Annotated in this window: 16 protein-coding genes; 9 read left to right on the top strand and 7 right to left on the bottom strand. The window is 40.9% G+C overall.

All coding sequences use genetic code 11. The annotated features are described in order from the left end of the window. The first annotated feature begins 85 nt into the window (after positions 1–85). Positions 86–1,147, top strand: coding sequence for an NAD(P)/FAD-dependent oxidoreductase (locus LF817_RS01915; RefSeq protein ID WP_253934070.1), 1,062 nt, complete (start codon positions 86–88; stop codon positions 1,145–1,147). A gap of 140 nt (positions 1,148–1,287) precedes the next feature. On the opposite strand, the gene LF817_RS20145 is transcribed toward LF817_RS01915, so the two are convergent. Further along, complete coding sequence (locus LF817_RS20145) at positions 1,288–1,410, bottom strand: hypothetical protein (protein ID WP_256558139.1); 123 nt, start codon at positions 1,408–1,410, stop codon at positions 1,288–1,290. Between the two features lie 90 nt (positions 1,411–1,500). Beyond that, positions 1,501–2,463 (bottom strand): ATP-grasp domain-containing protein, encoded by a 963-nt coding sequence (locus LF817_RS01910; protein ID WP_253934069.1) that lies wholly within the window; start codon positions 2,461–2,463, stop codon positions 1,501–1,503. Between the two features lie 143 nt (positions 2,464–2,606). Here LF817_RS01910 and LF817_RS01905 point away from each other — a divergent pair, with 143 nt between their 5' ends. Further along, a complete protein-coding gene (locus tag LF817_RS01905) occupies positions 2,607–3,377 on the top strand; it encodes a TatD family hydrolase (protein WP_253934068.1) in 771 nt (256 codons plus the stop codon). Between the two features lie 28 nt (positions 3,378–3,405). On the opposite strand, the gene LF817_RS01900 is transcribed toward LF817_RS01905, so the two are convergent. Both LF817_RS01900 and cypC read right to left on the bottom strand, forming a co-directional pair. After that, on the bottom strand, positions 3,406–3,762 hold the full coding sequence (locus tag LF817_RS01900; RefSeq protein WP_253934067.1) for a DUF2512 family protein: 357 nt from the start codon (positions 3,760–3,762) through the stop codon (positions 3,406–3,408). Positions 3,763–3,843: 81 nt separating this feature from the next. Continuing rightward, on the bottom strand, positions 3,844–5,091 hold the full coding sequence (cypC, locus tag LF817_RS01895) for a CYP152 family fatty-acid peroxygenase CypC (protein ID WP_253934066.1): 1,248 nt from the start codon (positions 5,089–5,091) through the stop codon (positions 3,844–3,846). A 182-nt stretch (positions 5,092–5,273) separates the two neighbouring features. Here cypC and LF817_RS01890 point away from each other — a divergent pair, with 182 nt between their 5' ends. Beyond that, entirely contained in the window at positions 5,274–6,647 is a 1,374-nt protein-coding gene (locus LF817_RS01890) for a DUF2254 domain-containing protein (RefSeq protein ID WP_253934065.1), read from the top strand. A gap of 42 nt (positions 6,648–6,689) precedes the next feature. Here the strand turns inward: LF817_RS01890 and LF817_RS01885 are convergent, their stop codons facing one another. Next, a complete protein-coding gene (locus LF817_RS01885) occupies positions 6,690–7,319 on the bottom strand; it encodes a flavodoxin family protein (protein WP_253934064.1) in 630 nt (209 codons plus the stop codon). Positions 7,320–7,511: 192 nt separating this feature from the next. Between LF817_RS01885 and LF817_RS01880 the strand changes: the two genes are divergently transcribed. Beyond that, the gene (locus LF817_RS01880) at positions 7,512–8,621 is read left to right on the top strand and encodes an NADH:flavin oxidoreductase (RefSeq protein WP_253934063.1); all 1,110 of its coding nucleotides are present in this window, start codon (positions 7,512–7,514) and stop codon (positions 8,619–8,621) included. A 344-nt stretch (positions 8,622–8,965) separates the two neighbouring features. Here the strand turns inward: LF817_RS01880 and LF817_RS01875 are convergent, their stop codons facing one another. Beyond that, a complete protein-coding gene (locus tag LF817_RS01875) occupies positions 8,966–9,625 on the bottom strand; it encodes a VC0807 family protein (protein WP_253934062.1) in 660 nt (219 codons plus the stop codon). An 88-nt stretch (positions 9,626–9,713) separates the two neighbouring features. Here LF817_RS01875 and LF817_RS01870 point away from each other — a divergent pair, with 88 nt between their 5' ends. The 4 genes from LF817_RS01870 to LF817_RS01855 all read left to right on the top strand — a co-directional run bounded on the left by LF817_RS01870 (position 9,714) and on the right by LF817_RS01855 (position 10,902). After that, positions 9,714–9,899: a hypothetical protein gene (locus LF817_RS01870; protein WP_253934061.1), complete on the top strand. Its 186-nt coding sequence runs from the start codon at positions 9,714–9,716 to the stop codon at positions 9,897–9,899. A gap of 121 nt (positions 9,900–10,020) precedes the next feature. Continuing rightward, positions 10,021–10,521 carry a sigma-70 family RNA polymerase sigma factor gene (locus LF817_RS01865; protein ID WP_253934060.1) on the top strand — a complete coding sequence of 167 codons (501 nt, stop codon included), beginning with the start codon at positions 10,021–10,023 and terminating at the stop codon, positions 10,519–10,521. Between the two features lie 2 nt (positions 10,522–10,523). Further along, complete coding sequence (locus tag LF817_RS01860) at positions 10,524–10,676, top strand: YvrJ family protein (protein ID WP_253934059.1); 153 nt, start codon at positions 10,524–10,526, stop codon at positions 10,674–10,676. Next, positions 10,666–10,902, top strand: coding sequence for a helix-turn-helix domain-containing protein (locus tag LF817_RS01855; RefSeq protein WP_253934058.1), 237 nt, complete (start codon positions 10,666–10,668; stop codon positions 10,900–10,902). Before LF817_RS01860 ends, LF817_RS01855 begins: the two co-directional genes overlap by 11 nt. A gap of 160 nt (positions 10,903–11,062) precedes the next feature. Here the strand turns inward: LF817_RS01855 and LF817_RS01850 are convergent, their stop codons facing one another. Then, the gene (locus LF817_RS01850; RefSeq protein WP_253934057.1) at positions 11,063–12,511 is read right to left on the bottom strand and encodes a carbon starvation CstA family protein; all 1,449 of its coding nucleotides are present in this window, start codon (positions 12,509–12,511) and stop codon (positions 11,063–11,065) included. A gap of 679 nt (positions 12,512–13,190) precedes the next feature. Here LF817_RS01850 and LF817_RS01845 point away from each other — a divergent pair. Next, positions 13,191–13,994: an alpha/beta fold hydrolase gene (locus LF817_RS01845; RefSeq protein WP_253934056.1), complete on the top strand. Its 804-nt coding sequence runs from the start codon at positions 13,191–13,193 to the stop codon at positions 13,992–13,994. The last annotated feature ends 13 nt before the right edge of the window (positions 13,995–14,007 follow it).

The raw sequence follows: 14,007 nt of genomic DNA, 5'->3' as shown, positions 1-14,007 counted from the left end.
AACAAGTCAGAAAGCGTTTTCCGTAATCTTGAATGAATGGTATAATCCAGTCGATAAATAAATGCAGGTAAAGGTGGTGCACCTCTTGAAACGATTAGTAATAGCAGGCGGCGGATACGGTGGTCTAAAAATAATTATGAATTTGCTTGAAGACGGCATTCCTAAAGACGTACATATCACCGTTATTGACAGAAATCCCTATCACTCGTTAAAAACAGAATTTTATACGATTGCAGCTGGTACGGAAGCAGATAAAAACGTGCGCATTGAATTTCCTCAGCATGAACAGATTGAGTATAAATTCGCTGAAATCAATAAAATCGATATAGAACAGGAACAAGTCTTGATCAAAGACTTCAAGGAATCCATTCCTTTTGATTATTTAGTAATTGGGCTAGGGTGCGAAGATAATTACCATGGGATCGACGGTGCCCGTGAGTTTACTGAAAGTGTCCAATCTTTCAGTAAAGCTCGGAGTGCTGGTTTTTCCGTAGGTAATTTGCAAGCATATGGGAAAGTGACTGTAGTCGGAGCAGGTTTAAGCGGGATTGAAGTAGCTTCAGAAATACGCGAAAGCCGTCCAGATCTTAACATACGCCTGTTAGACCGCGGTGAAACCGTATTACGAGCGTTCGATAAAAAAATCCAGAATTACGTGGAAGACTGGTTTGCAAGCAATGACGTGGAAGTGCTTCACAACGCGAATGTAGGCTATGTGGAAAGAGATGGAGTGTGCAACAACGGAGTGTGTTACCTTAACGATGTCACGATTTGGACGGCAGGAGTGCGCCCTAATTATTTAGTGAGGGAACTCCCTTTTGAGAAGGATGAGCAGGATAAAGTAATTCTCAATGATTACTACCAGGTTCCATCCAAGCAAAATGTGTACGTCTTAGGTGATTGTGCTTCCTCTGCTTATTCACCGAGTGCACAATTGGCTGGCGAGCAAGGAGAGCAAATAGCAAAGATTCTTTCAGATTTGCTCAAAAACAAAGAACCAAGCAAACCGAAAGAAATTAAACTCAAAGGTACATTAGGATCACTAGGGAAATCAGATGGTTTCGGCAACATGATGCAGCAGCCGATGACCGGACGATTACCTCGTTTAGCTAAATCTGGAGTTCTATGGTTGAGTAAACGTCACTAAAAGTAGTTCGGCACGCACGTAAACAGGCTGACCATAATAAAGCCCAAGTGCTGGAACACTCGGGCTTAGTAGCTTATAGGAATATTTTTGAACGGCTGACCTGTTAAGCATCATATATGAAAAAGTAACGATCCTATGCTTTAGCGGCGGAAGGGATGGTTACTTTTTTTATTTTCATTAATGATCGCAAGTACGATTTTTAAAGTTCCAATCAAAACTAAGTTTGATGTGAGAACGACTGTCACAATTTCGAAGTCTGTCAATTCACCACCTCCCCTCTACGGGAGATGGTCAACCGCCTTGCTGCGTTTTACTAGCTACCTCTCTATTTTACCAACAGAACGATTTTAAATCTATCCGGCATTCGTCTGTTTTGCTTTTACTGTTTCCAATTGATTCCCCAAATATCTGGCTAGCTCCAGCATGCCGAAAATAGAAGCTACTCTTTCAGCATCCGTATTATAGTTTGTATTCGTATTCACGTCATACGTATACAGTTGACCATTTTTGTCTTGAATGGCTTCTATACCCGCTACCTGAATGTCATTTTGTTGTAAGAATTGCTCATACTTTTTTATGATAGGATCATAATAACCTTCCAGCACTTGGAACTTTGCGCCCGGTGTTGTTTCAGGCTTATCGGTAGGGCAGTACATATCTTCTATTTTGCAAGCGTCAGCCGGGCAAAGTTCAAACCCTTCAGAAGTATCTACTTTCACTGCATATAGGAATTTCCCGCCTACAAATTCATGCCGCACGATATATGGCTCAGGAGCTTCTATATACTGCTGGACTAACGTAATGCCATCAACCGGTTCATCAAATCCATCTCCATACACATACTCGTTCAACGCTTCCATGGAATGAAAAAGCTGTACTCCCTGTCCTTTTCCTGCACGGTTATGTTTCGTTATGAAGGAAGGCAAGTCCAGCTTTTTTGCCGCTTCAATAATTTGAGCTTTTCCAATAGAAGCAACTGTTTTTGGTGTCGTGATGTTCAGTTCATTCAACGCCATGTACTGGTTGACTTTACTTACTTCAAGCCGTAAAGCACGGGATCCATTAATAACTGTTCGTCCATGACGCTCTAACCAGGATAGTACAGCTTCTGCATACTCCGGGGCGAAGCGATGATCTCTCGTGTGAGAAGAGGCGCTCATCCTATTATAAAAAACACCCTCAGGAGGGTCCTGAGTCAAATCAATTGTTCCTTCATTCAAATGCCATAGTTCATAAGGCAGTTCCAATTCTTCTAAACGCTTTGTCAAATGGTCTGTCCATTCATCATTTTCGTGGATCACATAAATTTTCCCCATCTGTCATACCCCTCTCTAAGTTGAAATTCATTAGTTTGAGTATAACATATTAAACCGACTGAACTACTAAGGATTCGCTCATAATGGACAACTTCTTCCGCCTGAAATCATCTGCTAGAATAATGGCAGGGAGGTGACCAAAAATGACTCATGCTGTAATAGATGCTCATATCCATATCGATTGGTATGAGAAAAAGATACAGAGAAACATCATAAACTATCTTAAGAAACACAACGTCACAGGTTTAATAAGTGTATCCAGCGACCTCTGTTCTTCCATGGAAAACCTGAGGCTGGCTGCCAACCACCCAGCTATTTATCCGGCAGTCGGCTATCACCCGGAACAAAAGCTTCCTTCCGAGGATGAGTTACATAGAATTTTAAAGTTATTGGATAAGCAGCATAAACACATTATCGCGATCGGAGAAGTGGGGCTGCCCTATTATACTCGTCAGCACCGCACGAATTTGCCACTCCAGCACTATGTAAGAACTTTAGAGACTTTCATGCGTAAGGCCGTTGAAATCGATAAACCTCTCATCCTCCACGCGGTGTACGAAGATGCTGATTTAGTTTGCGACCTTTTAGAGAAACACGGTATTACTAAAGCGCACTTTCATTGGTTTAAGGGTACACGTCCTACGATGAACAGGATGATGAAAAGAGGATATATGATTTCCATTACTCCTGACTCCCTTTTCAAAGAGAAAATCCAGTCCATTATTCAATATTACCCTTTAGAACTGATGATGGTCGAAACTGATGGTCCTTATCCGTTTAAGGAAAATGAAATCACACATCCTCGTATGATTCATGATTCAGTGAAAAAAATCAGTGAAATGAAACAGAAAGATTTAGGAGAGGTGTATCAAATCCTCTTTCAAAACACGAAGGATTTCTATCAACTTCCATAAAACAAGCCCAGGTCACTTCAACCTGAGCTTATCGTGCCGATTCTGCCCACGTGTGGACACCTAATAAATAGCGATGCAGGAAGTACTCCACTGTTCCAATGATCAATGAAAGAATCAAGGCACCCGCAAAAGTTACGGAAGCTGTCCCGAACATATTGGACAGACCCCATATGATAAAAAAAGAACTGATAACATCCATCCCGACACTTGACCAAAGGTTTCCTTTACGAAGCCATTGTTTTTCCATTGGTACACCAATTACGATGAGTATGGCTGCGACAATTAACGGCTGCCAAATGGCTCCATAATTTACTTGATCAGAAAAGTACATAGCTGCTATCAATAAACTTGGCAATGTGAATATCTTGACTAATGTGCTCGTCAAATGAATACCTTCCTTCCAGGTGTAAAAGATATGGATTAGTATTTCAAAATAATCCTATCGTATTCACATCTGGTCGAGTACTCATTTAAACTCGACTTCCTCGATGCGAAAGCCGCTTTTCGGAAATGACGGCATCCGAGATAAACTGTAGCTGAGGTCCTGACTTGGAACTTCATATTCTATTTCACGTGTTAAAAACTTTAAGCTTGATTTGATAGCTTCCATCGTGATCCATTCACCTGGACAACGGTGGCCCGTGTAGTGCTCCCCGCCTCCTTGCGGGATAAAATCAAATAGTCCGCCCTTCCAGTCCTTAAAACGCTCGGGAGAGAATTGATTAGGTCTTTCCCACAGTCTTCGGTCGTGATCAATTCCGTGAACATCAATTAAGACGAGCGTGTCTTTTTCAAATGAGTACCCGTCCCACATAAAGTCTTTTCGAACACGTGCTCCTAAAAAAGGAACAAATGGAAATAACCTGCGGATTTCCTGAGCGAACCTCTCAATATAATCCCCCTGTGCTTCCTTTACCTTTTCTCTTTCTTCAGCATGATCATGAAGAGCCAGTGCACCAAATGCAACATAAGCCGCTACAGCAACCGTAGGACGTATAACGTTCAATAATTCCTTTGCTGCAACCTGGGTGCTTAAATGATTTCCATCTAAATCCCTGTGAAATGCCATTTCATAAATGGCAGACCCCTCTTCAGATGCAACCTTTCCTTCTCTGATGTTTTCAATTAATTCCTTGATCCACTTTTCTGCATTGACTCTCGCTTTCCTGCCTTTTCGATGCCGGCTTCCGACAGCTCCAAAAGCATCAACCATCGCCCAGAGCAGTTCCGCCCTTTTCTTCACTTCTCCTTCTTTCAAAGGGACACCAGCCCATTGACAGGCAGCTTGACACAAAACAATTTTAGCTTCTTCAAGTAGAACGATGTTCTTTTGGTTTTTCCAACCTTCTGCCTGTTTGCGCCATTGTTCGGAAGTCAGCTGTCCAAGTTTGTCCATTTTCTCAGGAGTCATCAATGACATGAATAATAGCTTTCGATGCTCGTGGGGATCGCCATCCATTCCTTGAATCGCGTTTTCACCGAATAATGACTTTTCAATTCTCTTTGGCAAAGCCCCTTTCCGCTGAAATTTCTCTTTGTCATAAAAAAGCTTTGCCCCATTTTCTCCAGTTAAACAAATGACCTTTTCTCCCAATAAACGAGTTTCGAAAATATCCGTATCAAGATCGGCAAATCTTTTAGGCAAAAATCTATAGCCTTCACGTAAAACGTTTATGCTCTGATCTAATTTTCTATCTTTCGGAACAGTTTTCATGTAGTTTCTCCCTTCATGTATCTATTGATATACCTTTGTTTTCCTTTTTTTCAATGCATTAAACAACAGCTTTGAAGACTTTGATTACAAACCCGTTACAGTTCATTTAAATACACTCTTCTCAGGAACGGTTACTTGTAAAACTGTGGTAAGATTTCTAGGAATGCAAAAGGAGGGTAGTTATGAAAGAAAAATTAATAAATAAACTGCCGATATCTATGAGAAAATATTTTCAAATGTCTGAACGCCAGCGTAAATATGAGCTGCAGATGACGTTATGGTCCATGCCCCTCATTTACATTACTGGCTCAATCCTGCTAGTTATAATCACCATTTTCCTTGACTTGAAATTGAATATTTCCCAGTATGCTCATCCCTGGTTCAGCGCAGGTGGAGATGCCACTCAAATACTAGTCAGCGCCCTGATCGGGGGCATTCTCACTCTGAGCGCCTTTACTTTGAACTCGCTCTTAGTCGTACTGACGAACTTCAGTGCTCAGTTCTCTCCCCGGATGATGTTCAACTTCATAGCCGATAAAACGACTCAGCATATGCTGGGAATATTTCACGGGAGTTTTATATACGTTCTCGTCATCTTTCTGTTTCTAACAAATAATGAAAATGAATTTTATTCAGCTATTCCCATCATGGCCGTGATACTGGCTGCATTAACGATCATCATTTTCATTTTTTTCATCAACCATGCATCCAGCTGGATGCAAGTTCACAATTTTACCTATTCTATGAAAAACACGTCTAAATCAACGATCAAGCAGTCCCTTAAATATGAGCTGGAAGAACATAAAGGGGATGAGCCTGGCCCTCTATTCGAGTTTTATTTTAACGATAAAATGACATTTACTATTAACGAGCCAGGGTATCTGCAGATGATCCGCTATAAAGAAATGATCCATGAAGCAGACAAAGACGAGATCATCATACAGCTGCACAAAAAAGTCGGCGATTTTTCTTTAAAACATAATCGTTTGTTTTCTTACTGGGGACCGGGTCAGCATAAAGTCGATACCGAAAAGTATCGTCAATTTTTTGAAATCGGCCATAAAAAAACGGAAATCCAGGAAATGAAAATGGGAATCATCAAATTAAGTGAAATTGCTGTAAAAGCGATCGGCAACTCTGATCCGCAAACAGCCCTTTCCACCATTCACCATATCGCCGACCTGATTGTTTCTATTGAGGAAGACGTTACGTTCACACCTTACCTTCTAGATTCAAAGAAACAAACGAGAATCATCATGCAGCCAGAAGACTTCGAATATTTTCTTAACAAAGGGTTCGGCTATATTAGACAAGAATCGAAGGGAGATTTGTCTCTGCTCACTGAACTGATTGAAGTTCTGACCATGCTTGCCCAATCTCTCTCTGATGATAAACACGATGCCCTTTGGAATTTTGGAAGCAATACAATCGACTATATTTCCCAACACTTTCTTTATGATTTAGATAAGAGATATTATCTTGAGACTCTTCAGGAACTAGCGCTCTTTACCGGCCATGAAATGAATTATGTTGATGCAGTAAAAAAACTCCAATAAAAAGAAAAAGGGACACCATGCAAGTTGTGGTGTCCCTTTTCATCATTCTTCCATTACATTTCCCTCAGCAGGGATCGGGTGTTTCTTCAGTATATTCGCTAAATGCATCGTATTGTAGGCCAGCATTTTCACGTGAGATTTCGTAAATTCATTTTCCTGACCTCCTTCATCCATATAGGATGGACCTGGGCCCGCTTCTCCTACCCAGTAAGTATCCACATTTGGAGGTATTAAAAAACCGAGGTGTGAAAAGGCATATAAGATAGAGGAAGCTACATGCTTTGCTCCATCTTCATTCCCAGTAATAACGACTCCACCCACTTTATTGTAGTAGATCGCCTGCCCTTTTTCATTCGTTTCACTGCTGCTGCCATTTAGCCTTTCAATAGCGACTGTAGCCAGGCTGCTTTTTTCTCCAAGCCATATGGGAGAAGCTAGAATGACGATGTCCGCCTCCTTTACTTTCTCAAAAATCTGCGGCCACTCATCTCCTTCTCCAAGATCCTGAGCAATTCCATAAGGGATGTTGTAATCAGCTAGTCTGATCACTTCGCTTTTTACACCTTTTTCATTATAAATATCTATGACCTCTTGAGCCAGCCCTTCCGTGTTGGATGGCTCACCTGATTTTTTTAATGATGCATTTAAGAATAACGCTTTTAACGGTGGCATTGTGCTTCCTCCTTACTCGATGATTATTAGTCCTTATACCCAACTTACAAATTTTGAAAACTGCGCTGAATATTTTCTTCTCTCTAAAATCGGGTACAGTTGATTAACTTCATTTATAAGCACTTACCTTGAAGTGTGGAAAAAAAAAGAGATATGATTCACATAGCAAACCTTTAAGGAGGGGTCAAAATTATGAATTATCATTACCTATTCTCAGAGCTGAAAATTAAACATCGCACATTAGATAACCGCTTTGTAGTCGCTCCTATGACTCGAATCAGCGGAGAAGCCGACGGGCGTGCGAATATTACGATGCAGAAATATTATGAACGCTTTGCGAAAGGCGGGTTCAGTACCATTATCTCTGAAGGGATTTATACAGATGACAGATTCAGCCAAGGGTACAAAAACCAGCCAGGACTTGCGAACGGATCACATACAGAATCCTGGAAACCAGTAGTTGACGCTGTTAAAGATAACGGTGCTGTCTTTATCGCACAGCTTATGCATGCGGGAGGCCAAAGCCAGTACAACGCCTATACTGATGAAACAGCTGCCCCTTCAGCCGTTGCCCCAAAAGGCGAACAGCTTGAATTCTACGGTGGCAAAGGAGCATTTCAGACACCAAGGGCCATGAATTCTGAAGATATCGAACAAGTGAAAGACTCCTTTGTTCAGAGTGCGGTCCGCGCTAAGGAGGCAGGCTTTGACGGTGTGGAGCTTCACGGTGCCAATGGTTATTTACTCGACCAATTTTTGACCGACTATTTGAATAATCGGGAGGATGAGTACGGTGGTTCTTTAGATCATCGCTTACGTATCATCCTGCAGATCATTGAGGATGTGCGGGAAGTTTTAGGAGAAGATCACATTGTAGGAATTCGTCTTTCCCAAGCTAAAGTAGCAGATGGAGAGCATAAATGGTCTGGCGGTGAGCAAGATGCTGAGGAGATCTTCACAGCCCTCGGCAGCACATCGCTTGATTACATCCACGTGACTGATGCCGATGGTGCCGCTCCATCTTTCGGTGAAGGTACACGAACACTCGCTGAAGCAGCTAAAGAATTCAGCCGACTTCCCGTTATAGCAAACGGAAAGCTCGGAGACCCGGATAAAGCGGAACAGCTGTTGAAACAACAACATACCGATCTTGTCTCTCTGGGCACCAGTGCATTAGCTAACCCAGACTTACCGAACAAAGTGAAAACAGGCATGGAGCTGGAACCATTCGATTTTCAGAAAACCCTGCTGCCTTTAGCACATATTAAAGAGCATGAGATTAATAAGGAACTCGTGAAATAATTATAAATACAGAAAAGCCGCTTTTTATAAGCGGCTTTTCTGACTTCTATTCACTTAAAAAACGGGAAGCTATTTAAACAATTTCCTTATGATACGTCCTGAAGCTTTGCCTGCTATCCTTCTCCCTATTCTCTTTCCGATTCTACCTTTCCTCACTGCATCGATATCGTTCCATATCCGAAGCACTTTATAAAGTGAAGACTTGATCCCCAAATCAACCACCCTCTCTTTTTCCATCCATTTTTACAAGTTATCATTTTCCTATTAACCTTTTACGTTCGGGGTAACACTTCTATTAAATACCTCGGCGATACTGAAAAAATCATGGACAAACCTATCAAAGGTCAGCTGCTCAGCTTTTCCTCTTTCATATCCTGCTTCACTTTTTCAATCAATTGTGGAGATTCGTTGATTATCTTGCTTATGTAGAAAAATCCAGCCATAATTATAAAGGTGAGTCCCCAGTTAATGACTTGACGGAGTATGATGCCTTTATCAAAAGCTTCTACACCGTATTCCGTAATCAGCCACGCTTTCAACGTAGCTGACAGGATATTTTGAAAAGCAAAACCGGCGACGATCCACGAAAAAATCCGATAAATCTTCTTCTGATAAAAAAGACGCTTATTGAACGCTCGATCATCCCCTTGAAGCTCTGTGAAATCAAGGGCAAAATAGAGGGCAATCGGTTTTTTGATGACGATGGTTAGTAAAAACAGTCCAGCAAGGACGTAGGCATATATAACGTTATACCACAGAAGACGGATAGCGTTTCCTGCGAGGACATCGATGAGCGTCCCAACAACCAATGTGGAAATCATATAAAGTCCGAACACATTCACCTTTTTTAATGCCATAAAACGGTATACCGTGTAAATAATGCCGGGTACGGATGATAACAGCATGGCGTAGTAGTCGCCTATCGGATCGCGAGTAAGATTCCACACGGCTAAAGGGAAGACTACGTAAAAGATTAAATCGAGCAGGACGAAGTGGTTTTTCATTTTCAAACCTCCCTTCATTTGTAGGCATTATACATTTATTGTAAAGTAACTGAGAGAGGGATTAAAGATTTTTTAAAGGAGTTCTACCATGAGAAAGTGGCAAGTATACGTTTATCCAGTTTTGACAGGCGTGTTGAGTGTCTTATTATACTACTTATTGAGGTCTGCCCGTGATTTATCATTTGAGTGGCCGATTCCTATTGTATTGTTTTTTGGGTTGACCGGCATCCAATTTTTCCTTTATCGAAGAGCTTATCGTCGTCAGTTCGAGTGATGATTCTCCCCTTTTCTTAGATAGAAAAGGGTATATTTTTAACAAAAAGCGAACACTAGTTCGTAAGTAGGTTGTGAATTATTGTGATCACCCCTTATTCTTTAGTAAGGAGGGTTGGAAAATGAGGAAACAAATTCAAGAGCCGCTTCTATCTTCTTTACAACATCCAATATATGCACACGCGGACAACACTGCGGTTCAATCGCCTTCGTCTAAAAACGGAAACGATATAAACGAGTTGTTTTATCCATGTCAAAGCGAGGCGAAATTCGTAAGTTATGTGAATACAGCTTTATGGAGGGCGGCTAAAGATTACCGTAAGAAGTGCTACACCTTAAAAGACCAGTATGTAATGGACGTAGAAAAAATCGAGTTGGCAGACATAACGAAAGAAGAACCTGTCCACTATCAGGATCTATATGAATCCTTAGAGGACAAAATACTCTACCATACCATCAAACAGTTATCTCAAAGACAGCAGTTCATATTATACGAACATGCAGTTGATTTATATACGTTCAAAGAAATTGCAGATGAGCTTTCAGTCTCTCAACAATCTGTTTCCAAGTCCTACCAGCGGGCAGTTATAAAATTAAGAGGAGCATATCAAGGAGGAGATTAGTAATGGGTGTAGATATTTGGATTACAGCCGTGGAAAGTTTCGGGTTTCCTATCGTAGTCGCTTCATTTATTTTATTTCGATTAGATAAGAGCATTCAAAGGCTGGAAGATGTGATGGTAGAACTTGTGGAGGATGAGGATAAGGATGAAAAATAGATTGTATGATATTTTATTGCGAGCAAAAGAAAACGATGAAAAGGCAATTACTGAATTGATTGAAAGGTTCGAACCGAAAATCAAAAAACTCAGTTCGACCTTTCCCCCTGCTGAGCGGGATGATCTCGAACAAGAATTACGGATACAGCTAGTGCATTCTGTTGAAAAATTCAACATAGAGAAGAATCAGGCCTCTTTCTGGAGCCAGTATGAAGACATGAAGTAAACTGCCCTTTTTAAAAACGAGGGCAGCTTTTTTGTTCAAATTCAAGGTAGAGGTGAACTCTATTTTCATTAGATAATTTAGAAGTCCCAGGTTCTTATTTCTGATCAATAAAGATAGTCATGAAAAAAGCCTGCCTTTTTAATAGGCAGACTCCCGTAATTCAGCTAGCTTCTGAAGCGACAACTGTGCGTCTTTTGCGCACTGTTTTGTATTTGACCAATTGAGCGATGAACCAGGCTAATACAGCCAGCCAGATGATACCTCCGATAATCATGGACACATCATACGGCAAGTTGAAACCTTCCGGCGCGTAGAAAATATACGTACTTACTACAGCTGTCATGAACAAGGCAGGAACACTGCAAATCCAGTGGAATTTTTGTTTTTGAAGCAAATAGATCGCCCCAGTCCAAAGCATCACTGTGGCTACCACCTGGTTCGACCAGCCAACATATCTCCATAAGAAATTATAATCGATAGTGGATAGATAAAAAGCCGGTGTAGCTACTGCAAGTACAATCAGTCCATTTTTCAATTTTCCAGGTGAAGTTTCCTTATTTTTATTTTTCAATAACTCTCCGACCATCATGCGAGACGAACGCAGAGCGGTATCGCCCGTAGTGATAGGAAGAATGATAACACCAAGGATAGCCAGAATTCCTCCGAACGTACCAAGCGTAGTTGAGCTGATCTCATTAACTACACCTGCAGGTCCTCCGGCATCAAGAGCAGCTTGCAGTCCGCCAGTGCTTCCAAAGAAAGCCATACCAGCTGCTGCCCAGATCAAGGCAATTACACCTTCCGCAATCATAGCTCCGTAAAATACTTTACGCCCTTCACTTTCTTTTTTAAGTGTACGTGCAAGAATCGGACTTTGTGTACTATGGAAGCCTGAAATTGCACCACATGAAATGGTTACCATTAAAAGCGGCCACATTGGCAGCTCACCAGGATGCAAGTTGCTCATCGTCAAATTCGGTACAGAATTTTCAAAGAAGAACAATCCGATTCCAATCGACAAGGCCATAAAAATAAGCACTGCTCCAAGAAAAGGATAAACTCTTCCGATGATTTTATGAACGGGCAGCATAGTCGCGATAAGAAAATAAGCAAATATAATGATAAGTGCCGTAATAAAGCTTAATGGAGTTACTTGAGCCATCAGCTCAGCGGGTCCGGCTGTAAAAGCAGCTGCCACTAGAATCATAAGCGCTATAGATAAAAGGTTAATCACCTTTTGGACGTTCTTTCCAAGATACTTCCCTACAATTGAAGGGTATTGTGCGCCTTTATGGCGGACAGACATCATACCGCTGAAGTAATCATGAACCGCTCCTGCAAAAATACTTCCGATCACGATCCAGATAAAAGCGACAGGGCCATACAAAGCGCCCATGACCGCACCAAAAATCGGGCCAAGCCCAGCGATATTTAGAAGTTGAATAAGGCTCGCTCTCCACCAGCTCATAGGTGTGTAGTCAAAGCCATCATTATGTGTGTACGCGGGAGTCGGATTTTCATCATTGATTCCGAAAATTCGTTCAACCACCTTCGCGTAAATTAAATAACCTGCTAGTAATAGTAAGATGGATGCAACAAATGTAAGCATCGCTGAGCCTCCTCTCAAAATTGAATGTAACGAGTATTCTATAACGGCTTAACAGCAATAACAACCTTTTATCTGAAAATTATATATTTTTTCTTTTTTCTCTATATTATGAAGCGGTTACAATGGATGAATATAGAAAAAGAGCGGGATTCTTTGGAAGAATCCCGCTCTTTTTTAAGTATGTAACCTGCCATTCCATTAAAGGATGGTTAAGTTCCCGCAGTCGTTGTGCGATGGAATGGCATTAATTACAAAATAGCATAATGAGAGGGAGGAAGCAAGTACGTCCAGCGGTATTAAACGCTTAATTTATGGGCTCTTTTAAATTTCAGTGTGGAGATTCATATAAACAAACTCCCTTATGTGGAAGACTCAAGAGACAAAGCGGGATGGTAACATGCTTTGTACTAGTTCAGTAAAATAATCCACTTAATACTATTAAGCCCTCAAATAACAAATAAATCCAATAAAATTCCAATACGCACCAAAAAATCCTCTGCTTTTCACAAAGTTCACAAATAATTTAAGAATTCACCTATTAAGACTAGCCCGCAACTGTTCTATGCTTTACTATGGGGAGAGGCAGAATAAAACCTCTGCCTTTTTGGAAATGGTTTAACAAATATTTTGAACATTCAAACAATGATGATTCAGTCAGAAGTAATACAGGAGGGTCCTCGTGTTAGAATATAAAGTTTACAGCAGAGTTAATGGCAACGAAGACTTAGTTCTTCTCCACGGAATTGGCGGAAATTCTAACATTTTTTATAAGCAATTAAAGTATTATCGTGAGCATTTCAATGTCATTACCATCCACTTGCCAGGGCATGGCAACTCCCCAAGCTTAGAGAATTACGGAAAAGACTTTTCTCAAAGTCTTGTGGCGAAAGAGGTTTTAAAAACGCTGGATTTTTTGAAGATTGAAAAAGCTCACTTTGTTGGAATTTCATTAGGGTCAGTGATTCTTCACTATATCATGAAATTGAATCCTGAACGCGTAGCCAGTGCTGTCTTATCCGGCGCCATTACGCGGTTTAATCTTTTTTCAAAGTTCCTTTTACTAGTTGGACGTACGATCAAGTCCATTACACCGCATTTGTGGATTTACTATCTTTTCGCTCATATTATTATGCCAAAAGCGAATCATAAGAAATCCAGGGATATATTTATAAAAGAAGCTAAAAAGATGAAACGTGAAGATTTTATCGGTTGGTTCAACTCGGTCAATAAAGTTGCCCAAAGTTATGACCTGGTCCCAAAGATAGCTGGAAAGATTCCAAAGCTATATGTCTCAGGAAGTGAAGATCACTTGTTTATAGAAAATCTTCAAAAAGATATTAAACAGGATTTAAACGCAAAGATGAAAATAATTGAGAGATGCGGGCACGTTTGCAACATTGAGCGATACAAAGAATTCAACAGGATAACGATTGATTTCCTTAAAGGTCATCGCACAGTGAAGCCGACGAAGCAAATTTCTTAATGAAAAGCCGGCA

The sequence above is a fragment of the Halobacillus sp. A1 genome, from assembly GCF_024189295.1.
Classification (GTDB): Bacteria; Bacillota; Bacilli; order Bacillales; family Halobacillaceae; genus Halobacillus_A.
This window is presented reverse-complemented; position numbering and strand designations above follow the sequence as displayed.

Bases quoted from the DNA above. Each gene is read 5' to 3' on its own strand.
- LF817_RS01890 (WP_253934065.1), top strand. From the start codon at position 5,274: ATGAAAGAAAAATTAATAAATAAACTGCCGATATCTATGAGAAAATAT.
- LF817_RS01885 (WP_253934064.1), bottom strand. From the start codon at position 7,319: ATGCCACCGTTAAAAGCGTTATTCTTAAATGCATCATTAAAAAAATCA.
- LF817_RS01880 (WP_253934063.1), top strand. From the start codon at position 7,512: ATGAATTATCATTACCTATTCTCAGAGCTGAAAATTAAACATCGCACA.
- LF817_RS01855 (WP_253934058.1), top strand. From the start codon at position 10,666: ATGAAAAATAGATTGTATGATATTTTATTGCGAGCAAAAGAAAACGAT.
- LF817_RS01850 (WP_253934057.1), bottom strand. From the start codon at position 12,511: ATGCTTACATTTGTTGCATCCATCTTACTATTACTAGCAGGTTATTTA.
- LF817_RS01910 (WP_253934069.1), bottom strand. From the start codon at position 2,463: ATGGGGAAAATTTATGTGATCCACGAAAATGATGAATGGACAGACCAT.
- LF817_RS01865 (WP_253934060.1), top strand. From the start codon at position 10,021: ATGAGGAAACAAATTCAAGAGCCGCTTCTATCTTCTTTACAACATCCA.
- cypC (WP_253934066.1), bottom strand. From the start codon at position 5,091: ATGAAAACTGTTCCGAAAGATAGAAAATTAGATCAGAGCATAAACGTT.
- LF817_RS01870 (WP_253934061.1), top strand. From the start codon at position 9,714: ATGAGAAAGTGGCAAGTATACGTTTATCCAGTTTTGACAGGCGTGTTG.
- LF817_RS01905 (WP_253934068.1), top strand. From the start codon at position 2,607: ATGACTCATGCTGTAATAGATGCTCATATCCATATCGATTGGTATGAG.
- LF817_RS01875 (WP_253934062.1), bottom strand. From the start codon at position 9,625: ATGAAAAACCACTTCGTCCTGCTCGATTTAATCTTTTACGTAGTCTTC.
- LF817_RS01860 (WP_253934059.1), top strand. From the start codon at position 10,524: ATGGGTGTAGATATTTGGATTACAGCCGTGGAAAGTTTCGGGTTTCCT.